General features: G+C 38.5%; 21 protein-coding genes. 5 read left to right on the forward strand and 16 right to left on the reverse strand.

Features of this window, described 5'->3' with window-relative positions; translation table 11 throughout:
- Positions 1-1,002: an AraC family transcriptional regulator gene (locus GQR56_RS15895; protein ID WP_024610673.1), complete on the reverse strand. Its 1,002-nt coding sequence runs from the start codon at positions 1,000-1,002 to the stop codon at positions 1-3.
- Positions 986-1,906, reverse strand: coding sequence for a GGDEF domain-containing protein (locus tag GQR56_RS15900; protein ID WP_166113229.1), 921 nt, complete (start codon positions 1,904-1,906; stop codon positions 986-988). Before GQR56_RS15900 ends, GQR56_RS15895 begins: the two co-directional genes overlap by 17 nt.
- A gap of 297 nt (positions 1,907-2,203) precedes the next feature.
- Between GQR56_RS15900 and GQR56_RS15905 the strand changes: the two genes are divergently transcribed.
- The 4 genes from GQR56_RS15905 to GQR56_RS15920 all read left to right on the forward strand — a co-directional run bounded on the left by GQR56_RS15905 (position 2,204) and on the right by GQR56_RS15920 (position 8,410).
- A complete protein-coding gene (locus GQR56_RS15905; protein WP_166113232.1) occupies positions 2,204-4,507 on the forward strand; it encodes a TonB-dependent receptor in 2,304 nt (767 codons plus the stop codon).
- A 61-nt stretch (positions 4,508-4,568) separates the two neighbouring features.
- Entirely contained in the window at positions 4,569-5,543 is a 975-nt protein-coding gene (locus tag GQR56_RS15910; RefSeq protein WP_024610676.1) for a metallophosphoesterase, read from the forward strand.
- Positions 5,544-5,554: 11 nt separating this feature from the next.
- Entirely contained in the window at positions 5,555-7,537 is a 1,983-nt protein-coding gene (locus tag GQR56_RS15915) for a phytase (protein ID WP_166113236.1), read from the forward strand.
- 207 nt (positions 7,538-7,744) lie between these two features.
- Positions 7,745-8,410 (forward strand): hypothetical protein, encoded by a 666-nt coding sequence (locus GQR56_RS15920; RefSeq protein WP_010555183.1) that lies wholly within the window; start codon positions 7,745-7,747, stop codon positions 8,408-8,410.
- Between the two features lie 100 nt (positions 8,411-8,510).
- Here GQR56_RS15920 and cyoE read toward each other — a convergent pair whose 3' ends face one another.
- The 6 genes from cyoE to GQR56_RS15950 all read right to left on the reverse strand — a co-directional run bounded on the left by cyoE (position 8,511) and on the right by GQR56_RS15950 (position 14,098).
- Positions 8,511-9,395, reverse strand: a complete 885-nt coding sequence (gene cyoE / locus GQR56_RS15925; protein WP_024610678.1) for a heme o synthase — start codon at positions 9,393-9,395, stop codon at positions 8,511-8,513.
- 9 nt (positions 9,396-9,404) lie between these two features.
- Positions 9,405-9,755 (reverse strand): cytochrome o ubiquinol oxidase subunit IV, encoded by a 351-nt coding sequence (gene cyoD, locus GQR56_RS15930; protein ID WP_024610679.1) that lies wholly within the window; start codon positions 9,753-9,755, stop codon positions 9,405-9,407.
- The gene (gene cyoC / locus GQR56_RS15935) at positions 9,755-10,390 is read right to left on the reverse strand and encodes a cytochrome o ubiquinol oxidase subunit III (protein ID WP_166113239.1); all 636 of its coding nucleotides are present in this window, start codon (positions 10,388-10,390) and stop codon (positions 9,755-9,757) included. The genes cyoD and cyoC overlap by 1 nt, the downstream gene beginning before the upstream one ends.
- Entirely contained in the window at positions 10,387-12,405 is a 2,019-nt protein-coding gene (cyoB, locus tag GQR56_RS15940; RefSeq protein WP_024610681.1) for a cytochrome o ubiquinol oxidase subunit I, read from the reverse strand. The genes cyoC and cyoB overlap by 4 nt, the downstream gene beginning before the upstream one ends.
- Before the next feature lie 2 nt (positions 12,406-12,407).
- Entirely contained in the window at positions 12,408-13,367 is a 960-nt protein-coding gene (gene cyoA, locus GQR56_RS15945) for a ubiquinol oxidase subunit II (RefSeq protein ID WP_024610682.1), read from the reverse strand.
- Between the two features lie 311 nt (positions 13,368-13,678).
- On the reverse strand, positions 13,679-14,098 hold the full coding sequence (locus tag GQR56_RS15950; protein WP_024610683.1) for a hypothetical protein: 420 nt from the start codon (positions 14,096-14,098) through the stop codon (positions 13,679-13,681).
- 769 nt (positions 14,099-14,867) lie between these two features.
- On the opposite strand from GQR56_RS15950, the gene GQR56_RS15955 reads away from it, so the two are divergent.
- The gene (locus GQR56_RS15955) at positions 14,868-16,430 is read left to right on the forward strand and encodes an alpha/beta hydrolase-fold protein (protein ID WP_166113242.1); all 1,563 of its coding nucleotides are present in this window, start codon (positions 14,868-14,870) and stop codon (positions 16,428-16,430) included.
- Between the two features lie 899 nt (positions 16,431-17,329).
- On the opposite strand, the gene nqrM is transcribed toward GQR56_RS15955, so the two are convergent.
- From nqrM to GQR56_RS15995, 8 genes are all read right to left on the reverse strand, one after another.
- A complete protein-coding gene (nqrM, locus tag GQR56_RS15960; RefSeq protein ID WP_007376137.1) occupies positions 17,330-17,542 on the reverse strand; it encodes a (Na+)-NQR maturation NqrM in 213 nt (70 codons plus the stop codon).
- 103 nt (positions 17,543-17,645) lie between these two features.
- On the reverse strand, positions 17,646-18,677 hold the full coding sequence (locus GQR56_RS15965) for an FAD:protein FMN transferase (protein WP_024612637.1): 1,032 nt from the start codon (positions 18,675-18,677) through the stop codon (positions 17,646-17,648).
- Positions 18,678-18,787: 110 nt separating this feature from the next.
- Positions 18,788-20,017 (reverse strand): NADH:ubiquinone reductase (Na(+)-transporting) subunit F, encoded by a 1,230-nt coding sequence (gene nqrF / locus GQR56_RS15970; protein ID WP_024612638.1) that lies wholly within the window; start codon positions 20,015-20,017, stop codon positions 18,788-18,790.
- A 19-nt stretch (positions 20,018-20,036) separates the two neighbouring features.
- Positions 20,037-20,645, reverse strand: coding sequence for an NADH:ubiquinone reductase (Na(+)-transporting) subunit E (nqrE, locus tag GQR56_RS15975; RefSeq protein WP_024612639.1), 609 nt, complete (start codon positions 20,643-20,645; stop codon positions 20,037-20,039).
- A 10-nt stretch (positions 20,646-20,655) separates the two neighbouring features.
- On the reverse strand, positions 20,656-21,288 hold the full coding sequence (locus GQR56_RS15980; RefSeq protein ID WP_008169732.1) for an NADH:ubiquinone reductase (Na(+)-transporting) subunit D: 633 nt from the start codon (positions 21,286-21,288) through the stop codon (positions 20,656-20,658).
- Complete coding sequence (locus tag GQR56_RS15985) at positions 21,288-22,040, reverse strand: Na(+)-translocating NADH-quinone reductase subunit C (protein ID WP_024612640.1); 753 nt, start codon at positions 22,038-22,040, stop codon at positions 21,288-21,290. The genes GQR56_RS15980 and GQR56_RS15985 overlap by 1 nt, the downstream gene beginning before the upstream one ends.
- Complete coding sequence (locus GQR56_RS15990) at positions 22,033-23,235, reverse strand: NADH:ubiquinone reductase (Na(+)-transporting) subunit B (RefSeq protein ID WP_024612641.1); 1,203 nt, start codon at positions 23,233-23,235, stop codon at positions 22,033-22,035. Before GQR56_RS15990 ends, GQR56_RS15985 begins: the two co-directional genes overlap by 8 nt.
- Positions 23,236-23,239: 4 nt before the next feature.
- The gene (locus GQR56_RS15995; RefSeq protein ID WP_024612642.1) at positions 23,240-24,583 is read right to left on the reverse strand and encodes a Na(+)-translocating NADH-quinone reductase subunit A; all 1,344 of its coding nucleotides are present in this window, start codon (positions 24,581-24,583) and stop codon (positions 23,240-23,242) included.
- Positions 24,584-24,828 lie beyond the last annotated feature (245 nt).

Here is a 24,828-nt window from a genome sequence, read left to right on the forward strand (position 1 = left end):
TTATTGCGCTTTTAACTGATTAGGTGTTAAGCCTGTCCAGCGTTTAAAGGCGCGCCGAAAGTTAGGTATATCGTAAAAAGCTAAATGTTCAGCGACTTGTTCGTTATGTTTAGCGCACAGAGTAAGTAGGTAAATAGCTTTGTGCTTATTTTGCTCATCTATTAACGCTGAAAAGCGTACCCCATTGAGTTTAAGTCTGCGCTTAAATGTAGCTGAGCTCATAGCAAAGTGCTTTGCGGTACACTCTAAATTAGCACTTGGGTGGGAGTATAAGTATCTGCAGACGGCTTCAATAAAAGTCATGCTAACTACGCTTTTATTATGTAGCTGCGACTGCGCTTGCATAAATCGTAATTGACTCGCATGCGGGTTTTTAGCCCTTAACATGGTTTTATTTAATACCCAGCGAGTACATGGCTTATCAAAACTTACCTTTAGCCCTAAATTTTGTTCGTACTCTTGAATATGCCGAGGGCGTTTAAAAGCAAAGTCGAACTGACAATGCGGGTAACTTTCGCTCACTCGTTTAAGTAAACTATAAAATGCAGTGCTGTATATCTCTAGCACATAGTGGTAAAGGCTTTCATCAAGCCCATGTGCTGGCTGAATATAAATATAAACATTATCGTTTTTAATATACGTTTGGCTAAACAATAAAGGCGCTAATTGCATTCTTAAAAGTGATAATTGCTTTAATACTTGAGCTAAATTATCGCTATATTTTAATGCCTGAGCTTCGGCTCGAGTGTCGTTAATAAGTTGGCTACCGAGTAAAAAACCACTGTCAGTACTTTTCATCAACAACTTAAATTGAGCTAATAAACGCACCTGCTGAGACACACTAAATGTATGCTGAAAATTAAGTAAGTCTTGTTCAAAAATACCGGTACCGCGTAGCAGCTTATGTAAATTTATGTTTCGGCTTTGAGCAAGCTCTACAGCTGACGTAATAAGCCCTTGAGCGCTTAAATATTTGTCGTCTTGGCTAACAAACATGTGCACGGTGCGCTACTTTTTGTTGATGCTTTTTTTGTTGTAATTGACTATGCAGTTGGCTTGTTAGTTTACCTGTACTGCTATGCTTATTACCTTGTATTAAGGCGGTAGTGACATATTGAAACTTTGCTTTTTTAGATGCTTCAACTTTAAATGCACAATGCTTTAGAGCTCCTTTAATTTGTGCCATCAGCTCTTTAGCTTGCTGCTCTGTGGTGGCTGGCATCAATACCATAAAACAATCTCCTGCGTAGCGGCACACTACATCACTTAGTCGGCAATTCATTAACAATAGCTCGCTAATTTCACGCAGTAACCGGTCGCCCTCACTAAAGCCAAACTCACTATTAAAATGCGAAAAATCACGAATATCAATAGCCCCAAGCCATAGTGGTTGTTTGCTCGTAAGTTGCTCTTTAATTGCTGAATCTAGATACTGCGCCTTATAAAGACCTGTAACTGAGCACACCTTATCGTGCTCACGTAAATGCGCTTCACGGCGGCGTAGCTGAAGATTTAATACGTACTGCTCTTGATGCCAATAATACAAACCCACACTCGTTAACAACATGCCTAAAGGTGCTGGCAGAGATTCAATCCAACTGAGCCATTGATGCGCTGGATGCATTAACCATTCATCAAGTAAATCTAGAGTTGCCGAGAACATAAATAGCCCAACACCTATCACTAAGTAAGTGGTTACTTTACTCGGTGGTCTTGAAATTAATAACGCGGCAATCCATACAAGGGTCATTAATACAATACCGCCCTCCCCCATAATATCGAGCCACTGAATACTGGCGTAAGTTTTTAATACACCTAAGTAACTACTTAAAAACACAGCGCTAAAAAACATCGCAATAATAGCGTTTATTAATAATCGGTGGCTGATAAAGGGGTTAAATCGCATGTGCGGTATCTCGTTTATAAATGAGTTTTGAAGTTAGTTCATACAAGTTTTTGTTAGCAGGGTCATATTAGCTCAGCTATATGACAACGAGATGATACCTACTTTAAAAACAGCCCTGCACGGTACATAACACCTGACTTTACGAGGAGTGATAAAAGCTCAATACGCTCTACATATTACTCAAATACCTCTAAATACATGTATTTAAACTAAACACTGTCACATTTACGTAACCAAATATCTTTAGCTTGCTCGCCATACCAAGAAACAACCCAGTAATAACCAAGAGCAAATACAATGAAACACTTTAAAATAAAAGTACTGGTAGCCGCATTAACCTTATGCAATTTAACGGCTTATGCAGAAGATGATGCAAAAGAAACCACAAAAAAAGATATCGAAGTTTCTGACAAAATTGTTGTATATGGTGAAATTGGTTACAGAAACCGTTCTGACGAACTCGCACCAACCTTAGAATATTCACAAGAATATTTTCAACGTTTTGAACCTTTAACCGCAGGCGATGCATTAAAACGAGTACCCAGTGTTACATTTTTATCGGATGTACTTGAATCGGATGGTGCACGTATGCGGGGGTTAAGCCCTGCTTATACAAAGGTGCTTATAAACGGTGAAGAAGTACCTGGCGCTGGTGCCGATCGTTCATTTTTTGTTGACCGAATTCCGGCTGAGTTAATTGAACGCGTTGAAATAATTCGCTCATCAAGTGCTAACCGCTCAGCCGATGCTATTGCGGGCACATTAAATATTGTATTGCGCGATGGTTACAGTTTAGATGGCGGTTACTTGCGTGCTGGTGGCTTGCTTTATGATGATGGTGAATTTAAAGAAAGCTTAGCTGCAGTGTACGGTACTGAATTTGCTGGTGGGCGCTTATTACTTGGTGCAAATTTACAAGGCAGATATAACCCAAAACAAAAAACTAGTTTGCGCTACGGCGATAGCCCTGAAAACAATATAAATTTTCAAACAGAAGAATTTGATAACCGCGAAGACCAATCTGACACTCGCGATGGCGACGACACGTCACTTAACTCCAGCTACGAAATTGTTTTTGACGACGATAGTCAGTTTAATATTAGCGCTATGTGGGTTGATACAGAGCGTACTGAGGATGAACGTTCATTTGAATACAACGACCCAACTGCAACCAATAACGATATTGTAAATGGCGGTAACTTAGAAACAGATAATGCCAATGTTAAATATATTGACCAAACTAATTACAACATCAATACCGCTTATGAATTTCCACTACTAAGCGGCACAAGTAAGTTTAAATTTGGCTTTGCTCGGTTTGAAGAGTCGGTATATGAGGAAGAAGTCGAATTAGATACCTCAGAGCTGCCCATGATATTTGAAGAAGAGCAAACTAAAAGTGAAATAGATGATAAAGAATGGACTCTACAGTGGCAACACAGCCAACCTTGGGGTGACAGCAAAGAAATTCAGTTTGGTGCATTTTTACAAAATAAAAAACGCGACAGTGAAATTTTAGAATCGCAAAACGAATTAGAACTTGCACTTACCAGTTGGGATCAATACGCAGCAACACCTTTAACGCTTGCTGCATTTAATAGCGAGTACGAAGCGGTTACTGGTGGTGTAAATACTTTAGAAGAAGATCGCTTTGACTTATTTGCCCTTGTTAAGCACAAAGATGATTTATTTGCTTGGGAGCTGGGCGTTCGCTGGGAGTCTACCGATTCTAAAATTAATGATAAAACAATTGGCGTGACCGAAAATAATAGTTACGACTTTATCCTCCCCTCGGCACACTTTCGTTATAACGTTAGCGAAAATGGGCGTATAAGTGCATCGATTGCGCGTAGTTTACGCCGCCCTGAGTTTGATTTTTTAACGCCGGCACTTATCGAAAAAGAGCTTGGCGATAACGACCAACTAGGGAACCCTGAATTAAAACCAGAATCAGCTTGGGGTATGGACTTAGGCTACGAGTATCGCTTAGGAAAAAGTGGCGTCGTAGGTATTAATTTATTTTATCGCAAAGTAAATGACCTAATAGAAATAGCAAATACAGGACAAGAAGGCTCTGAGGGCGAAGGTACATTTGTACTGCAACCACGCAACACAGGCGATGGTAATGTTAAAGGCGTTGAGCTTGATTTATCTACTCCACTTGGCGCATTTAGCATGCCTAATACGGGTGTATTTTTAAACTACTCATGGCTTGATAGTGAAGTAACCGATTTTTTTGGAACTCGCAAATTTAACGACCAATCAGACTACGTTTATAACGTTGGGTTTATTCAAGACTTACCCGAACTCAAAGCTGCATTTGGCGTAACTTACCGCAAGCAAGGTGATGCCTATGGACGTATTGTAGGTGAAGAAATCACTACGTCTTACAGTGCCGACTTTGAAGTGTTTTTAGAAAAACGTTGGGAAGATGTAACGCTACGCTTGGTGGGTTCAAACCTACTTGATGCAAGTAAAGACGAAACCTTCAATAAATTTGATACCGTTGAAGATCAGTTTAGTAGAAGCTTTGATGAGTACGAAATTGAGTCTGAAGAAGCGGGACCAGTTTATCAACTTATGCTGCGTTACGCGTTTTAAATAAGTTTATGAGGTAGTGCTAATCACTTTATTTAGCGCTACCAAACATGGGAGAACAATAATGATAAAAAAAACATTACTGCTAATAACACTTGGCTTATGCAGTATACAAAGCGTATTGGCAAACGTAACGTACACCGATGTATTATACGAGCAACAAAAAATTGCCAACTTGACGGTCCTGCCTAAGAGCTTAAATTTTACGGTTATTGGTGATTGGGGTCATAACGGGCACTTTTATCAAAAAGACGTAGCACACCAGTTAGAAATAGCGATGTTTCAAACGGATGGTGATTTTACTATTTCAACTGGCGATAACTTTTATCCCAATGGCGTGGCAAGTGTTAACGACCCGCTTTGGCAAAGTGCCTATGAAGATATTTACCATGGTCCACATACATTCGAGCCTTGGTATGTAGTACTGGGTAATCATGATTATTTAGGTAATGCGCAAGCACAACTTGATTACAGTAAAAAAAGTCAGCGCTGGAATTTACCTGCACGCTATTACAGCAAAACCTTTACTTTAAAAGGTGGCGAGCAGATATTAATGGTGTTTTTAGACACTAATACTTTAAATCCTGAATACAAAACACGCGAAAAATACAAAGCAACTCAAGGGCAAAACAGCCAAGCGCAATTAACATGGTTAAATAGCCAGCTCGAAAATAGCCAAGCACGATGGAAAATAGTGGTTGGTCATCACCCACTTTATAGCAGTGGAAAACGTTACGGACTTACTGAAGGTTTACGTAATTTACTCGAGCCCATATTTGAGCAAAATGGTGTGCAAGCATACATAGCAGGACACGAACATGACCTGCAACATAACCAAATAGATGGCAGTAAACTCGACCACTTTGTATCTGGTGGCGGTAGCGAAGCGCGTTACGTAAAACAACGTGAATTTACGCGTTTTGCAGAAGCTACACCAGGACTTTTAAGCTTTTCGATTAACAATGAAGCACTAAAAGCAACGGCTATTAACTATAAAGGCGAAGTGCGTTACAGCACTCAAAAGCGCTTTGACCAATAAAAGGTTACAACATGAACTTTAAATTAAAAACATCTATTAGCTTAATTGTAAGTAGCTTAGTGCTCAGTACATTAAGTGCGTGTAGCAATAGTAACGTGACTACAAATACGGCAGTAAAAAACACACCCGATAAAGTAGTCATTAATAGTACTGAATTTGGTCCAACAGATAACATGCAAGGCTCACAAGCGGCATGGTTAAATAATAACAATTGGTTGCTAGCAAGCGAAAGCAAAGGCTTAGTGTTAGTTGAAAGTGAAACGCAACAAAGCAGCATTATAAAAAAAGGTAACTTTGAAGCGCTTGCTGTCACTAAGCTAACAGCACACTCATTTTTGGTTGCAACTATTGATAACAATCAAGATAACGTTGTTATATTTAATCTTGAACACACTCAAAGTGGCTGGAATACAACTGAACTAACACGTATTAATCCACCACAAGCACAACCCGATACAGTGTGTTTATTTGCTAATAAAGCGAGTGAATCAATATCAGCATTTGTACCTGATGTACGCGGGCTAATTACTGAAACTATTGTTTTTGATACAGCGAATAATAAAGCGGTTAACGTAAATTTACGTGAATTTTCTGGCGTTAGTGAGGCGTCGGGTTGTGCTGTAAGTACAACAACAAATACCTTATATGTAAGTGAAAGCGAAGTAGGCATTTGGGCAATAAACGCGAACGCGGAATCGCAAGCAGATAAAAAACCGATTGCTTTAGTCGCACCCTTTGGAAAGTTACACAGTGAACTAGGAGCTATTTCGGCTTCGCAAGATGGTATGATTTGGTTTACTAGTACCAAAAACAATACTGTGTATGCTTATGATCCAATTGGCAAAGCGTTTAATAACTGGATGTTAAATGGTGACTTGAGCTTGGAATCGGTAGCGGTAAATTACACAAGTAACAACACGGCAACGGCAGTGCTGTATAACGACGAAACAGGCGCTTATATTAAAAGTACATTACCTGTAACACCTATCAAAAAATCATTAAAAACCAGCACCCAATCAATTACTCAAATAAAGGCAAGTGCACAAACTGCCCCCGTTCAAGCATTTGGTGATGCAGCAGACGATCCGGCAATTTGGGTTAACCCTAAAGATGCAGCAAACAGCTTAATTTTAGGCACCGATAAACGCCGTGGACTAATGGTATATAGCCTAAATGGCAAGCTTGAACAGTCACTTGAAGTTGGTCGTTTAAATAACGTGGACCTGCGACAAAATAGCACCATTAAAAACAGTACCAATACATTAATAACCGCCAGTAACCGAACACTTAACGGTATTAGTGTATTTACAGTACAAGCTAATAATAATGTGAAGTACATTACTGATATTCCTACCAATCTTGATGAAATTTATGGCTTATGTATGTACTCGTCAAATACGGGGAACTATGTATTTGTAAATGATAAATCGGGGCTGTATCAGCAATATAAAATCAGTGAGGATAACGAAAAAATAACAGGCAAACTTGTTCGCGAGTTTAACCTACCAAGCCAACCAGAAGGCTGTAGTGCAGATGATGAACTAGGACAATTATTTGTAGGCGAAGAAGATGCCGGTATTTGGTTTATAGGTGCAGAGCCAACGGCAGGAAGTACACCGGTTATGCTACAAGACATAAATGAGCAACTTGTTGATGATGTTGAAGGTATGGAAATTTACCACAGCGACAAAACACGTTATTTAGTTGTTTCGAGCCAAGGTGATAACAGCTACGTACTGTATAAAATAAAGAATGGTACTGCGGGCATTAAAACACCTAGCTTAGAGTTTGCAGGTAAGTTTAGTGTAATAAGTGATTTGGTTAATGGTATTGATGGCTCATCAGAAACCGACGGGTTAACAGTAACATCTAAGTCTCTTCCGGGTTATCCAGAAGGTATTTTAGTTGTACAAGATGGTTATAACCGTATGCCACAGCAGCCTCAAAACTTTAAAATAATAGATTGGCGAGAAGTAAAAAAAGCAATTAAGTAGTGCTTATTTAGTCGCCATTATTTTAATGTCGCTTTGAGATTACCTTGAAACTATCTTGAAATCACCTTGAAATTACCTTGAAATTGTATAAAAGGCTCACTTGAGCCTTTTATACAATCCTTTGCAGTTAAGCATTAAGTGTAATTAACTCAATGTAATATATATTTTTATACTACAATTTAAGCTCATAAATTAATTGAGATTATAATGCGCTTACTACTTACTTTATTACTAATCACTTTAAGTGGCTTTGCCGCAGCTGAAGAAGAAAAAGCAGAACTTCCACCGGTAGACCCCGCTTACAATGCTGAGCACCCTATGGCTTTGGTTAATCAAGGCTCGTCTATTATTGCAATGAATTTACCCACCTATAATTTACCCAATGATGTGCAAGTTGTTTATAAAATAGGAAACCCCGATGTTCCATTTTTAGGCTTTGTTAGAAATGCCGAGTTAATCACCGTAAAGCCACAAGCGTTTAATATTCAGCATTTAATGCGTGGTGAAGAAATTACGATTATTGCCGATATTTACGAGGGTGATTATCAACAAGGTGGTAGTTTAATTTATTCAAAAAAAGAGTTGGTCTTGAGTAAGCAGCTGTATGCCAGAGAACTAAAAGATTTAAGTGAATCATCGCAATGGCAAGACTACGACATGATTACACTAAGCGGCACTGAGCGTATTTATATTCATAAAATTCAAAAAGCGCCGAGCTATAACCATCTTATTTTTGTCGATTTAGTTAATGCGTGTATGCAAAAGCTTCGTACCTCAAAACGTGTCCCAGCTGAAAATGAGCTTACCTATAAATTTATTAATTGCGGCACACTTAAACCACTTTATTACAATGCTGATGATTTTAAAAAGTAAAAGAGCGAGTATACGAATGTTCAATTATTTTAATATTTAGGCATAAAAAAAGGCTCTTTCGAGCCTTTGGATTAACTTTGGAATAGTCAAAAATTTTAAATTAGGTCAGCGTTAATAGCTGTGGAGCAACGCTATGATAGTCAACAGCCATAGCAATGCTTAACGCTGTAATATTAATAATTGAAAATGCGAACACTTTACGTGCCCAGCTACTCATATCAATATTACGACGATAACCACGTAGCGCCATTAGCAACCACCAAAAGCTGGTAATACAAGCAACAGCCATAAAAGCAGCACCTGTGTAGCCAGTAATTGGCAGTAACATCACCACTAATGCGTATACAGCAATATAAAGCACAATGTGGCGTTTTGCTTTGTCGATACCTTGCGCTACTGGTAATACAGGAATACCTGCAGCTTGGTAATCTTTAAAGCGAAAAATAGCGATAGCGTAAGAGTGCGGCATTTGCCACAAGCTAAACATAACTAGCAGTATTAATGCGCCCATATCGAACTGCCCTGTCACGGCGCAGTAACCAACTACTGGTGGTACAGCGCCAGAAAGGCTGCCTACAAAAGTGCCATATACTGAGTTACGTTTCATGTAGAGGCTATAAACCCCTACATAAATAACATAACCAAAGGCTGCAAAAAACACGGCGGCTTGAGTAGTAAAAGCAATTAATAACCCAAAACCTACAATACCCAATAAAACACCGTGGCTAAGTGCAGCCTTAGCAGACATTTCGCCAGTTACAGTTACACGTGTACGAGTACGTGCCATTGCTACATCTATATCTCTATCAATTACATTATTGATAGCACAACCCGATGCAACTACGAGCGATAAGCCAATTAACGTGGCAACCATTAACCATGGATCTATGTCACCGCGCGAGGCAAGTAAAAACCCACCCGCTACGCTGATTAAATTCCCCATAATAATACCTGGCTTTGTCACTGATAAATAACGACGAAACATCTTCAACTCCTAGTACATCATCATTGCGTTAGATTCATAAATGATCCAAACAGATAACCCAACAACCATTACGATAATCAGGGCACTGAATAGGAATGAGAAAGTACTTGCTCGACCATTTGCAGTCGTAAAGTTAAGGTGTAAAAAGTATTTTAAATGCACCCAAATTTGTACGATAGCTAAAGTAACAATGCTCCAAAGCGTTGTTACTTTTGAAAAGTCACCACTCATAACCATATAAAATGGAATAGTTGTTAAAATAACTGATAGCACAAAGCCAATTAGGTAACTTTTAACACTGCCGTGAGACTCATCGTGATGATCACTTTGCTTTAATGAATGCGATTCGCTGTGGCTCATTACATTGCTCCCATTAAATAAACAACGGTAAATACACAAATCCAAACAACATCTAAAAAGTGCCAAAATAAACTTAAGCAACTTAAACGCGTAATAGTTGGCTTGCCAAGACCGCGCTTAGCAACTTCAATCATCATTATTGTCATCCATATTAAACCTGCGGTTACGTGCAAACCGTGCAAGCCAACTAATGAGAAAAACGATGTTAAAAAAGCACTATGTTGCGGACCATGCCCGTTCACTATTAGGTGATGAAATTCGTATATTTCCATACTAATAAACACAGCACCTAAACAAAACGTAACAAATAACCATGTTAAGGTAAGTGCCTTTTTTTGCCCTTGAGCGGCAAGCATGGCAAAGCCAAAAGTAATACTACTAATAAGTAGTGCAGCCGTTTCTACTGCTACAAAATCGAGTTCGAAAATATCTTTACCTGATACACCACCTGCCGTGTTCATAAATAACACGGCGTAAGTGGCAAAAAACGAGGCAAATAATAGGCAATCGGTCATTAAATATAACCAAAAGCCAAATACGGTATCGCCAGACGTATCATGATGCTCATGCTCGTGAGCATCATGAGATACTGAGTCTAAATTTGCAGACCCTACATTTGCAGATAGTGTACTCACGCGTTTAGCTCCTTATTCTCGTTAGCAATAGTACTTTTTTGACCAGCGCCACTTAAATTATAAGCCTGCTCTGTTCGTGCTATTTCATCTGGTTGAATATAGTAATCAACATCGTTTGTGTAACAACGTTTGATAAAGATGGCAATTCCACCTACTAATCCAACAACAGCTAACCACCAAATATGCCAAATCATTGAAAAACAAAATACAGTTAAACTTGCCGCCATTAGCACACCAGCAGATGTGTTTTTAGGCATATGAATAGGGCTGTAATTAGCTTTATCTAAATATGCTTGACCTTTTTCTTTCATGTCGGTCCATGCATCAATATCATCAACGTGTGGAATAGTTGCAAAGTTATACACTTGTGGAGGTGAACTTGTTGCCCACTCAAGTGTATGACCGTTCCACGGATCGCCTGTTGTATCGTCAAGCGCTTCGCGGTCTCTAAAGCTCACATATAGTTGAATAACTTGGCTAATAATACCGAACATAATAATCACAGCACCGCCTGCAGCAATGTATAACCATATGTTCCAATCTGGATTATTAGTGTGGTTTAAACGACGTGTCATACCTAAGAAACCAAGTACGTACAGCGGCATAAATGCGACGAAGAAACCAATAATCCAACACCAAAATGATGCTTTACCCCATTTTTCATTCAGTTTAAAGCCCATTGCTTTAGGGAACCAAAATGCAAAACCAGCAAGGTAACCAAATACAGCACCACCAATAATAGTGTTATGAAAATGCGCTATTAAGAATAAGCTGTTGTGTAATACATAGTCCGCACCAGGAATGGCAAGTAATACACCAGTCATGCCGCCTACAGTAAAGGTAACCATAAAGCCAAGCGTCCAAAGTACAGGAACACTGATACGCAAACGTCCGCGATAAATAGTAAACAACCAGTTAAATAGCTTAACGCCGGTTGGTACCGCTATAACCATGGTCATTACTCCAAAGAACGCGTTAACGTTTGCACTGGACCCCATAGTAAAGAAGTGATGTAACCAAACAACAAACCCTAAAATAGAGATTGCACCGCTGGCGTAAACCATCGATTTATAACCAAATAAACGCTTACCAGCAAAGGTCGAAATAATTTCAGAGAAAACACCAAATGCTGGTAATACTAAAATATATACCTCAGGATGACCCCACGCCCAAAACAGGTTGATGTACATCATGGCGTTACCGCCCAATTCATTGGTAAAGAAGTGGAAATCGAGATAACGATCCAGTGTTAGCATAGTTAACACAGCAGTTAAAATTGGGAATGATGCTGCAATTAAGATGTTTGCCCAAGTACATGTCCATGTGAAAATAGGCATTTTCATTAGGGTCATACCTGGTGCACGCATTTTAAATACAGTCGCTAAAAAGTTTACAGCTGTTAAAAGAGTACCGAGCCCGGATATTTGTAAGGCCCATATATAATAATCTACCCCCACCCCAGGGCTAAAGGTCAGCTCCGAAAGCGGCGGATATGCCACCCAACCTGTTTTAGCAAACTCACCAAAAACAAGTGAGATATTAATTAAAATAGCGCCACTGGCAGTAAACCAAAAACTTAAGTTATTTAAAAATGGGAATGCAACATCGCGAGCACCAATTTGTAGTGGTAATATAATGTTCATTAAACCAATCATAAATGGCATTGCCATAAATATGATCATAATTACGCCATGGGCAGTAAATATTTGGTCGTAGTGCTCTGGTGGCAAATAACCGGGCGCCCCGCTGGTAGCAAGTGCTAACTGAGTACGCATCATTATGGCATCAGAAAAACCACGAAATAGCATTATTAATGCAAGAAAGATATACATCACGCCTAAGCGTTTATGATCAACAGACGTGATCCAGTCGCGCCAAAGCACGCCCCATTTTTTGTACTTTGTAATAAGCCCGGCAATAATAAGCCCAGCTATTGCAATAACCGACATCGTGACCACAAGAATTGGTTCATGAAACGGAATTGCATCTAAAGATAGTTTGCCTAAAAACGACATGATTATTCCTCGCCTTGGCTGTGTGATGATTTCGCTGAATGCTTGTCCATAGCGTGATGTTGTTTACCCATCTCGCCATGTTCGCCCATCGCATTGTGCTTTTTATTCATATCGCCATGCGCCTGCATGTATTTCATAACAATTGTATGAAATAAGCCGTCTTCAACTTTACCGTAATAAGCTACAGGATTATTTTCGCTCGCTTTTGCAAGCTCAACATAATTTGCATGAGTAAGATTATTAGCGCTTGAATTCGCTTTCACATCACTCACCCACTTATCAAAACCAGCTTGAGTAGGTGTGGCAATTGCGTTGAACTTCATACCAGTAAAGCCTGCACCACTGTAATTTGCCGAAAAGCCTTTAAATGTACCTGGCTCATTAGCAATTAAGTGAAGCTTGGTTTCCATACCGGCCATTGAGTATATTTGACTACCCAATTGCGGAATGAAAAACGAGTTCATTGTGCTCTCTGAAGTGATTTTGTATTCAACAGGCACATTTGCCGGAAACACTAATTCATTAACCGTAGCAATACCTTGCTCAGGATAAATAAATAGCCACTTCCAGTTTAATGACACCACTTCAACAGTAAGATGTTTACCTTTACCTTCAATTGGCTTGTATGGGTCTAATGCTTGAGTAGACTCCCAGGTAATAACACCTAAAATAATCACAATAACGATAGGAACAGCCCAAACAGCAGCTTCAATTTTATTTGAATGAGCCCATTTTGGAGCGTAAATTTCATGAGTTTGTGTGTCTCTATATTTCCATGCGAAATATAAAGTCATCACAATAACGGGGATCACTACAAGCAACATAAGCACGGTCGCGATGATGATTAAATTTTTCTCATCAATGCCTATCTGCCCTTTTGGATCAAGTATCCCGCCTTTACAGCCTGACAGTGCCAGCACTGTACTAGCTAAAGCAATATTACAAAGGTTACGAATTAACAAGGGACTATCCTACAACCTAGAGGGTTTGAGTTTGTTGCTTTAAAAAACCAAGCAACGATTTTTCGATAAAACCCAAGTTAATTAGAACTGAATTATAAAATGAAGATGAAACAAGCTTTAGATGATAGGTGTAAAAACCCCTAGCAAACAAACCCAGTTTTTTTAAACGCATTTATATAACGCAATAAAAATTAACTTGGGTGAGTTGTGGTTGGCTGAACGTGTTAAAAAAACACGAGTTACTTTGTTTTAGCTAACTTTAATTATTTACAGCAAGAAAAAATAATTAAAACCAGCAACAAGGTGTAACCCTACAGACAACCTGTAAAGCTAGGTGGAGCACGACAACCATGTGCAACTTGCACTGGCTGAAGAACTTTAGCCTCGCTAAAAGCAAAGGCTGCTTTACGGAGGATAATTCCAGCACGACGCGCTGGAAAAATATGGAACAATAACCAACAAAGGCCAATAAGTAACTGACTTGATATGATTGGATGAGCTAAAAATTCAGCAATAGTAAGTAACAGTGGCTCTACAATAAACCCATCACTTAGTAAAGCTTCAAGCTTGAAGGCATCCTCTAGTGCACCACTTAGCAGCATGACAGTATTAAACACTAACAATGTTATAGCGACACACACGCCTTTACTCGCTTTATTCAAGCGCTCACACGTAACCTGCTCGCTTGGGGCGAGAGCAGCATTTGCATGATGTAAAGAAAGTGTGTTCAAAGACATTAACCTACTAAAATGACTAATAACAAAATTAAAATTAATACATAGCAATGGAAAAATTTAAAAAACATTGCTGCTGTAAGCCCAAAAATCAGGTGCTGAATACGATCAAATCCGGTTAGCACAAATTCACCTTGTGAAAATTGATCCGTATCAATCAAACTTTCAAAACTTACTGAAAGTTCGAACGTGAGTATAACAAAGAGAGTTTTCTGTTCAACTAAAAAACAATAAATTTGAGTTAAGCTTTAGAAACCATTTTGTTAATTAAAAATAACAAATTAAAAAACAATAACTTAGTTATTAAAAACATTTCAAATTCACATTAAATTTATTATAAATAAAGCAACTTTTATAAACTCCATCAACATAAATAGCTTTACACATACAATAATGAATATTATCACTTACACGATAATGGTCATTGTTATAAAAGCCCTCTATTTTAAATTTTGACTTAGCTTGTATTGCTACTACACGAGCCTCCCTGATACGCAGGCACCATAGTCATCACCTACGGTAAAAAACTCTCTATCAAAAAGCAGGTTTTGCTCATTAACATCAATAGTTAGAAAGTAATTAGCATGCGCGTTAGTGAAATGAAAAAAGATAAATACAAATCAAAAAATTCGTGTCATTTGAGTCCCCTACCGTTAATCACATTAAATAAGGCTTAAAAATACGGCATTATTTGCATTACTTTAGCAATCAACACACAATTGATACAAATAAAAAGCATTATCATTAGTATTATAAAAGGACACTTATGCGCTCAAGTATTTTATTAGCAATTTCAATTTCCCTCTCGTTATCAGGTGGTGTTTACGGACAAGAAAAAAGTAAAGTAACACTCGATAAAACAAACAAAACGTATACATTTTTGGCAGACAAAGGAAGCTATATTAGTGCAATTGTTGCTGCTGAAAATGATACTGAAATTTCTTTGATAGACCAAAACTCCCAACCTATACGAGAGGTATTAAATGTAAATTTAAAACAATCTAGGCTTCATTTTATTGCTGATTACGACAACCCAAAAATTATTTATTCTGGACCAATCCCAAACGTTACAATTAACAGGATTGTTAGTCAGAGTGAGCAAAATAACTATATACAAAAAACTGATAGTAAATTAATAAATCAAGCATTTTCAATGCTTGAATCTGGAGAAGAAACTGACGATGTATGGGATATTTTAATTAAGAACAACTCCCCTTTAATAGAACCCCTTGATGATAATAGCTTACTAACATTTATTTACAGGGGAGCAAAAAATAATGTGCTGATTTTCGGAGCTCCTGATAATGATCATGGTTGGATGGAACGCCTCGGGAAATCAAATATTTGGTATAAAAGCTATAAAGTACCTAATGATACACAACTGTCTTATAAATTAGCGCCAGATGTACCCCAATTTACTGGAGAGCGTTACGAAAAAAGAGTTGCGTTACTTGCAACGGCCCAAAGAGATCCTAATAACCCGCATTACTTTCCAATTGCAGCTAAAACTAAATTCGAACAAAGTTCTGTTATAGATTTAAATAATCTCTCGAACCAATATTTAAAAAATGCACAGAGCAACTCCATTGTGCCTGCATTATCATTTGAATTAGATAGTAATATATTAAAAAATAAACGTAATATAAAAGTATATCGTTTTGGTGATATAACAAAATCAAATGCTATTCAGATTTTTATGTTTGATGGACCTAAATATCTAGAAAAAGTTAACTTAGACTCTAAACTCAATACCTTGGTGAATAATAAACTTCTTCCTCCAATAGAAGCTATATTTATCGACAACTTAGACAATAAGACTAGAGGAAACGAGTTACCAGATAACCCAAATTTCACTAAAATGCTAACATCTGAATTATTACCTACCATAGAAAAAAACTCTCCAGTTAAATTTTCTGCAAAGCAAAGAGTTTTAGCCGGTTCAAGCTACGGTGGTATTGGTGCGACTACAACTGCTTTTAGACGCTCTGATATTTTTGGTAACGTTATTTCTTTAAGCGGTTCTTATTGGTGGGCTCCTAAGCATAAAAAATCGTTAAATACATATTATGTATCCGAAAACTTTATGGTTAAAGATCTGCTACCTATCAACTTTTTCATTACTGCAGGACTCTTTGAAGGAAGTAGAAATGGTGGAAAAGGAATTCTTGATGGTAGTAGACACTTACGCGATATATTAAGAATGAAAGGCTACGATGTTAACTATAAAGAATACGCAGGAGGACACGATTATTACGTGTGGCAAAGTGCAATTATAGATGGCTTAATAGCACTATTTGCAAAAGATAAAGTAAGTATAGCTGATAGTTAAATTACTCAAATAGACGTTGGCTATTTCTTAAGTGCAATTAATAGCCTTCTATTTTATTAGTTTATGGGTAAGCGTAATTTAAAAAATAGATGTAATATTAGAAATACTTGAAAGTTGAGGAATATATAAAGGGAGTTAAATTAAAACAACTCAAGTGATTCTTTATGGAAGTAAACCCACCGAACTTGAATTGCCTTTCACACTGACAACATCTTCACATAGAACATAAAGATTTATTATTTACACTATGTGGAGGCAAAAATAAAAACAGCCCAAATTCAGTCACCACCGAAATTGAGCCGCTTTTCACACTGACAACATCTTCACACACAATATAAAGATTCTTGGTTTACATTACGTGGCATTGAAAGGAAATAAAAACAACTCAAACTCAGTCACCACCGAACTTGAGTTGCCTTTCACACTGACAACATCTTCACACACAATATAAAGATTCTTTTAAGCGAGGCTAATAGTGCCTCAAGCTTATGACTAGAGCTTTGCTCTTTGTCTATGGTTAAACTTTAGAGTGTTAGCTCAAATTTGACAAACGAGAAAAATAAACCTAATAGGTGAAAAAAACTAAACTATAGACTTTTGTCTAATACATTAAGATTGGATTACTTTTGGGAGGTGCTAAATAACATAAAGTTTGGTTGAGAAACTCACCAACACATTGATTGTAATGCGGATTCATTCGAATACAGAAAGACGACCACGTATCAAAAATAACTGCCAAAATTAAATTTATCAGCAATAAGTTCAAGTTAGTAATTTTATAGACACAAAAAAAGCGCTATAAAGCGCTTTTCACACTAATTACATTGCACTAGTAAGTTATTATTTAACTCAATAGAGCGTTCTTCCTTTCAATGTAATTAGTATTATTTAAGGCAGGCTTAAATAATTTGGTTTTCTTTCCAGGCTTGCTCTTTAGCTAAACGGTTTTTGCGTTTATCACATGGATCATCGCAATCACAGGCTTTATCAATACCAACCGAACCCAAACCACCACAGCTACTCGCCATAGATTTTTTTTGCACGATCATACCAACGGCCATAGCCGAAACTATCAAAATTAGTAAGCCAAAAGTAAGAAGAAAAAGTGACATTGCTTAGCCCCTATTGATCAGCAATAAATTAAGCTCAAAACATTTTTGAGCGACTGCTATTATATACCCTAGTAATACGAAAATAAACAAGCTTTACCCAATCCTATAAATAGGGCTTAAATGCAGGGCTTGAGTAAGTAACTAAACCATCTTTGGATTTACCTATTAAATACACTGGCAAATCGTGCTGTTGCGCATATGCTTGGGCTTTTTCCATCCCCATCACAGTAAGTGCAGTAGCTAGCCCATCAGCAGTCATTGCGCTTGGATGAAGCACTGTTACTGATACTAAGTCGTGCTTAATAGGCATACCCGTAACTGGGTCAATTAAATGCGTATAAATTTCACCATCCATTTTATAAAAAATACGGTAATCACCCGATGTAGCAATACCATTTGTACCTGGCGATAAAACACGGTGTACTTTACGCTCTCCTGGTTGTGCATCTGGCTGCTCTATTGCAATTTTCCAGTCTTGGCTATTTGGCTTCTCACCCGCTATACGCAGCTCACCACCAATCTCAACCATGTAATTAGTTATGTTATGGCTTTCTAACAACTGTGCCACTTTATCTATTCCATAACCTTTAGCTGTAGCCGAAAACGATAATTCTAAGCCATCTATTGTTTTAGCTAAACCCTGTTCGGTTAAAATAAGTTTATCAATACCTATTTTTTCAACCATGCTTGCAAGCTCTTCATCACTAGGGCGGTTAGTTGGTTTTTTATCTGGACCAAACCCCCACAAATCAATAAGTGGTCCCATGGTTACATCAAGCGTTTTTGTAGACTTACCTAAACGAATCGACTCAGATACAACGGCTCTAAAATCCTCACTTATTGGCATAATATTATTTGCTGGCAAACGATTAAATGTATTTATTTCAGAGTTTTCAATGTAAGTAGACATCGACTGGTTTACGTTAACCAAAACAGCATCTATTTGCGACTGTAGCTTTTGTGAGCTTAACTGCGCTTTCTCATCATAATATTTAATATGATAGGTGGTACCCATGGTTTTACCCTCCAGAAAAATCTCTTCTGGCTCTGGCTTTTCACCACACCCTGATAATAATAAAGTCAGTGTAATTAATAATAAGGCAATTATGCCTTGGGGAGTACTTACTCGATTCATAACCGCTCTACTTAATAGATTGAATAAATTAAAGAATAAAAAAAGCCTCGTAACACAAAGTGCTACGAGGCTGGTATTTTAACCAAAACTAAGTTTTTTTGGTATCAGTGTTAGCCACCGAAATCATCTAATAAGATATTTTCGTCTTCAACACCTAAGTCTTTAAGCATAGTGATAACTGCCGCGTTCATCATTGGAGGACCACACATGTAGTACTCACAATCTTCTGGCGCTTCGTGGTCTTTAAGATAGTTCTCAAATAACACGTTATGGATAAAGCCTGTATAGCCTTCCCAGTTATCTTCTGGTTGTGGATCTGAAAGTGCTGTATGCCATACAAAGTTAGGATTTTCAGCTGCTAAGCCATCAAAATCTTCTACGTAAAACATTTCACGTTCAGAACGTGCGCCATACCAAAAGCTCATCTTACGTTTAGAGTTCAAACGCTTAAGTTGATCAAAGATATGTGAACGCATTGGCGCCATACCAGCACCACCACCAACAAATACCATTTCTGCATCTGTGTCTTTAGCGAAGAACTCACCAAATGGACCAGAAATAGTTACCTTATCGCCTTTTGTAAGTGACCAAATGTACGAAGACATTTTACCACAAGGTAAGCTTAGGTTTCTTGGAGGCGGAGCAGCAATACGCACGTTAAGCATAATGATGCCTTCTTCTTCTGGGTAGTTAGCCATTGAGTAAGCACGAATTGTTTCTTCGTCTACTTTTGACTCCAGATCGAAGAAACCAAAATGGTTCCAGTCGCCACGATATTCTTCAGGAACATCAAAATCTGCATATTTAACATGGTGAGGTGGCGCTTCGATTTGGATGTAACCACCCGCACGGAAAGGCACTGACTCATCACCAGGGATTTGCAGTTTAAGTTCTTTGATGAACGTTGCTTTGTTATCGTTAGAGATAACTTCACAATCCCACTTTTTAACACCGAAAATTGACTCTTCAAGTTCAATTTCCATGTCATTTTTAACATTTACCTGACACGCTAAACGACAGCCTTCGCGGGCTTCACCTTTAGAAATGTGATCAAGTTCAGTTGGCAGAATATCGCCACCACCTTCTTTAATGTGTACACGACACTGACCACAAGAGCCACCGCCACCACAAGCTGATGATACAAATATACCTGACTCAGATAATGCACTTAAAAGTTTATTACCTGCTGATGTAGTAATGGCTTTGTCTTTATCGCCATTAATACCGATGATGATGTCACCGCTTGCAACTAACTGAGATTTAGCACCAATGATCACTAAAACTAGTAGTACAACGATAGCGATAAAAACACCAACGCCTAAGAAAATCTGATAATCCATGATTTATCCTCGCTACCCTTTACAGTGAAATACCAGAGAATGACATAAAGCCAAGTCCCATTAAACCAACAGTGATGAAGGTAATACCTAAACCACGTAAGCCATCTGGCACGTCTGAGTATTTCAGTTTCTCACGGATACCTGCAAGTAATGTAATTGCAAGCGCCCAACCAACACCAGCGCCAATACCATAAACAACAGACTCGCCGAAGTCATAGTTACGCTCAACCATGAAAGATACCGCACCAAAGATTGCACAGTTAACTGTGATCAATGGAAGGAAGATACCTAACGCGTTGTAAAGTACTGGGAAAAACTTATCTAATACCATTTCAAGAATTTGCACTAGTGCTGCAATAACACCAATGAAAGTTAAGAAACGTAAAAAGCTAAGATCTGCATCAGGGTAACCAAGCCACGTAAGCGAACCTGGTGCTAACACAGCATGGTAAACCAAGTTATTTACAGGTACAGAAATACCTAAAACAACAATAACCGCTACACCTAGGCCTATTGATGTAGTAACTTTTTTAGATACTGCTAAAAAAGTACACATGCCTAAGAAGAATGATAACGCTAAGTTTTCAATAAAAACGGCTTTTACAAATAAACTAATATAATGTTCCACTGTGTGCCCCTTACGCTTTAGCTTCTACTTGGTCTTTCTTATAAGTACGAAGTACCCATATGAATAAACCAATGATGAAGAATGCACTCGGTGGTAATATTAATAGACCCATAGGTTGATACCAACCACCATCTTGTACTAATGGGATAATATCAACACCGAATAGTGTTCCTTTACCGAACAGTTCACGAATGAAACCAACAGTAAGTAAAACAACAGAGTAGCCTAAACCATTACCAATACCATCAAGGAATGACATGATTGGTGGCGACTTCATCGCATATGCTTCAGCACGACCCATTACAATACAGTTCGTAATAATTAGACCAACGAATACCGAAAGCTCTTTTGCCGTAGCATAAGAAAACGCTTGTAGTACTTGGTCAACAACAATTACTAATGATGCAATAATCGTCATTTGTACGATGATACGCACTGACGATGGGATCTGGTTACGTATTAGCGAGATAAAGAAGCTAGAAAACGCGGTAACCAATGTCAAAGCAATTGACATTATTAATGCATTTTTTAAGCTAGACGTTACCGCTAGCGCAGAACAAATACCAAGTACTTGTAATGCGATTGGGTTGTTAGCTAAAACCGGACCAAATAGGACCGCCTTCATTTCTTTAGTATCAGCCATTATTTCAACGCTCCTTTACGTACTTTCGCAAGGAAAGGGCCAAAGCCATTTTCGCCAGTCCAAAAATCAACTGCATGATCAACACCGTTAGACGTTAATGTAGCACCTGAAAGACCATCGATCTTATGCTCATCATTACCCGCAGTACCTTTAACAATTTGAATTGGAAGTTCTTTACCTTCCCATGTTGCAGTCCACTGTGGATTTTGGATTTCGCCACCTAAACCAGGAGTTTCATTATGCTTGTAAAAAATAATGCTCTTAACTGTTTCACCATCGCTTTCAAGCGAGATAAAACCGTACATTAAGCCCCATAAGCCATAGCCTTGGATAGGAAGAATGATTGCATCAATAGAGCCATCTTCTTTTTTAGAGATATACACCGGCGACTCTTTAGTCACACGTTGAATACCAGCAATATCTTTAACGCCTTTCTCTTTAAGAGAAACACTTAGCGCTGCATCATATTTGCTTTTTTCAAAGTCAAAGATTGTTGGGTCTGTATCTACAAACTCACCTGTAGTCATATTTACAACACGTGCTTCGATTTTAGCGTTAAATGTATCAGATACATTTTCTACTTTTTCGATACCCGCTGCAGATAGGATATTACTTTGAATATCTTTTTCTTTATTTGCTTGCTGTAAAGGACGAAGCTGTACAGAAGCAAACGATACAATGATTGCACACACTAAACATAGCGCTACAACAACTGATAACGTTTTACCGATTGATTCGTTATTACTAGACATTACGTGCCAACCTCCGCTTAATATTAGCTTGCACAACAAAGTGATCGAATAATGGTGCGAATAAGTTAGCAAATAAGATTGCTAGCATCATGCCTTCTGGGAAAGCAGGGTTCACAACACGGATCATAACCACCATAAAGCCAATTAATAGACCATATGCTAATTTACCTTTGTTAGTAAATGCAGCCGATACAGGGTCAGTAGCCATAAAGAACATACCAAACGCAAAACCACCAAGTACTAAATGCCAATACCAAGGCATTGCAAATACAGGGTTAGTTTCTGAGCCTACAGCATTTAATAAAAAAGCAGTTGCTACCATACCTAGGAATACACCTAGTACAATGCGCCAAGAAGCAATACGAACGTAGATTAAGAATAAACCACCTACTAATAATGCAAGTGTAGATGTTTCACCTACAGAACCTTGAATGAAACCGTAAAACGCATTCCACCATAATTCCATGTTTGCAAAATCAAGTGTGCCAGCAAATGCTTGACCTAGCATAGTTGCACCAGAGAACGAATCTACTGCTGTCCATACTGTATCACCCGAGATTTGAGCTGGGTATGCGAAGAATAAAAACGCACGACCGGCTAAAGCTGGGTTTAAGAAGTTACGTCCCGTACCACCAAAGATTTCTTTAGCAATAACAACACCAAACGTAATACCAAGCGCAACTTGCCATAAAGGAATTGTTGCAGGCAAAATAAGTGCGAATAATACAGAAGTAACGAAGAAACCTTCATTAATTTCATGTTTACGCACTGAAGCAAAAATAACTTCCCAAAAACCACCCACAGCAAACGTTACTGCGTAAATTGGTAGGAAGAAACACGCTCCATAAAACATTTTAGCGCCCCAGCCTGCATCAGGTGTTAAAACACCACCTAATAACTGGAACAAACCAACCTGCCAAGAATTAGCTAGTTCAAAACCTTGTGCTAATGCACCAGCGGCCTGATGACCAATATTGAACATACCAAAAAACATAGCTGGAAACGTCGCCATCCACACTAAAATCATCATGCGTTTTAGGTCGATGTTATCGCGTACGTGTGTCGCGCCTTTATTTACGTAGCCAGGTGTATAAAAAATAGTTGCAGCTGCTTCATACAGTGCATAAAACTTTTCATATTTACCACCGGCTTCAAAATTCGGCTCGATATCTTCAAGATATTTTTTTAAACCCATCTCTCTAGCCTTCCTTCTCGATCGTTGATAAGCAATCGCGCAGGATAGAACCATACTCGTATTTGCCAGGACAAACGAAGGTACATAACGCTAAATCTTCTTCATCAAGTTCAAGCGCGCCTAATGAAATTGCACTGTCTAAATCGCGTGAAATTAAGTCACGTAATAATAGTGTCGGCAAAATATCTAACGGCATTACGCGCTCGTAGCTACCAATTGGTACCATGGCACGTTTTGAACCACCTGTTGACGTTGTCATTTTAAATAAACGACTTGGCGCAAGGTGAGAAAGGAATGAACGCGTTACAGAAAATTTATCACTACCTGGTGCAATCCAGCCAAACAATTCTTTTTCGCGACCTTCAAGCAATACTGAAACTTGAACGTGGTAACGACCTAAGAATGCATGAACACCGTTTGAAGTAGAGCCTGATAATACCGAACCAGAAATAACACGGTTATCACCGTCTTCTAATTCACCAGCCACTAAATCATCCAATGAAGCACCTAATTGTGTTTTCACTAAACGAGGGTTTTTAACACGTGGACCTGCAAGCGAAATAACACGAGTCGTGTAAATCTCACCAGTAAGGAATAAGTGACCATACGCAATAACGTCTTGGTAACCAATATGCCAAACTTGCTTGCTAACAGATACAGGGTCAAGATTATGGATATGAGTGCCTACAAGGCCAGCCGGATGTACACCACTAAACTCATGTACTTCTACTTGAGCTATAGATGAACTAGGGATTTTACTGCCAGCTCGCTTACAAACAAATACCTTACCATCGGTCAAACGCGAAACAACAGCTAAACCTGCTTCGAATGCTTGCGCATTTTCGGCAATAATTACCGCAGGATCTGCAGCAAGAGGATTTGTGTCGGTTGCGGTCACAAAAATAGAACTAGGATTTGCATCCACAGCCGCTACTTTGCTAAACGGGCGAGCACGAAGTGCTGTCCATTGACCAGATTGTATAAGTACTTCTTTGGCTTTTTCACGATCTAAGCTTGTAAGCTCAGTTTCAGAGAAAGAGTCAAAGGTGATTTGCTCACTGCCGTTTACTTCAATAACAACAGATTGCAGCACACGTTTAGCACCACGATTTATTTCTTTTACAACACCAGAAGCTGGTGCGGTAAATAGGACGCCTGGGTTCTTTTTATCTTCAAAAAGTACCTGGCCTTTTTTAACTTGGTCATCCATACGGATATGCATGGTTGGACGCATACCAATAAACTCTTCACCTAGCACAGCTACACGTTTGACGGGAGAACCGTCGTGAATAACTTGCTGAGGTGCGCCCTCTATGGGTAAATCCAGACCTTTTTTTATGTTGATCATACGCACTTGCACTACATTAACGGAAAGAAACTGAAAAATCGTACCAACCACGTCGCCATTTAGCTATTCCAAGTTATTTCAATGTATAAAAGAACAACTCGCTATGAATACCAAACAAGCAACGCAGTAAAAACTCTTCACATATTGCCTCAATTTTAACACCATTGTGGGTGACTATGCGAGTGTATTTATGAAAATTATACGAGAGATATGCTTATTTGGATTTGTTAAGTGCATTTAATAAA

Origin of the sequence: Pseudoalteromonas sp. Z9A5, from assembly GCF_011378875.1 — a bacterium.
Classification (GTDB): Bacteria; Pseudomonadota; Gammaproteobacteria; order Enterobacterales; family Alteromonadaceae; genus Pseudoalteromonas.

What these genes read in the sequence shown, in the direction of transcription:
- GQR56_RS15955 (WP_166113242.1), top strand. Translation starts at nt 14,868, where the DNA reads ATGCGCTCAAGTATTTTATTAGCAATTTCAATTTCCCTCTCGTTATCA.
- nqrM (WP_007376137.1), bottom strand. Translation starts at nt 17,542, where the DNA reads ATGTCACTTTTTCTTCTTACTTTTGGCTTACTAATTTTGATAGTTTCG.
- nqrF (WP_024612638.1), bottom strand. Translation starts at nt 20,017, where the DNA reads ATGGATTATCAGATTTTCTTAGGCGTTGGTGTTTTTATCGCTATCGTT.
- GQR56_RS15980 (WP_008169732.1), bottom strand. Translation starts at nt 21,288, where the DNA reads ATGGCTGATACTAAAGAAATGAAGGCGGTCCTATTTGGTCCGGTTTTA.
- cyoD (WP_024610679.1), bottom strand. Translation starts at nt 9,755, where the DNA reads ATGAGCCACAGCGAATCGCATTCATTAAAGCAAAGTGATCATCACGAT.
- GQR56_RS15990 (WP_024612641.1), bottom strand. Translation starts at nt 23,235, where the DNA reads ATGGGTTTAAAAAAATATCTTGAAGATATCGAGCCGAATTTTGAAGCC.
- GQR56_RS15905 (WP_166113232.1), top strand. Translation starts at nt 2,204, where the DNA reads ATGAAACACTTTAAAATAAAAGTACTGGTAGCCGCATTAACCTTATGC.
- cyoB (WP_024610681.1), bottom strand. Translation starts at nt 12,405, where the DNA reads ATGTCGTTTTTAGGCAAACTATCTTTAGATGCAATTCCGTTTCATGAA.
- GQR56_RS15900 (WP_166113229.1), bottom strand. Translation starts at nt 1,906, where the DNA reads ATGCGATTTAACCCCTTTATCAGCCACCGATTATTAATAAACGCTATT.
- GQR56_RS15915 (WP_166113236.1), top strand. Translation starts at nt 5,555, where the DNA reads ATGAACTTTAAATTAAAAACATCTATTAGCTTAATTGTAAGTAGCTTA.
- cyoE (WP_024610678.1), bottom strand. Translation starts at nt 9,395, where the DNA reads ATGTTTCGTCGTTATTTATCAGTGACAAAGCCAGGTATTATTATGGGG.
- GQR56_RS15995 (WP_024612642.1), bottom strand. Translation starts at nt 24,583, where the DNA reads ATGATCAACATAAAAAAAGGTCTGGATTTACCCATAGAGGGCGCACCT.
- GQR56_RS15920 (WP_010555183.1), top strand. Translation starts at nt 7,745, where the DNA reads ATGCGCTTACTACTTACTTTATTACTAATCACTTTAAGTGGCTTTGCC.
- GQR56_RS15985 (WP_024612640.1), bottom strand. Translation starts at nt 22,040, where the DNA reads ATGTCTAGTAATAACGAATCAATCGGTAAAACGTTATCAGTTGTTGTA.
- GQR56_RS15965 (WP_024612637.1), bottom strand. Translation starts at nt 18,677, where the DNA reads ATGAATCGAGTAAGTACTCCCCAAGGCATAATTGCCTTATTATTAATT.
- GQR56_RS15910 (WP_024610676.1), top strand. Translation starts at nt 4,569, where the DNA reads ATGATAAAAAAAACATTACTGCTAATAACACTTGGCTTATGCAGTATA.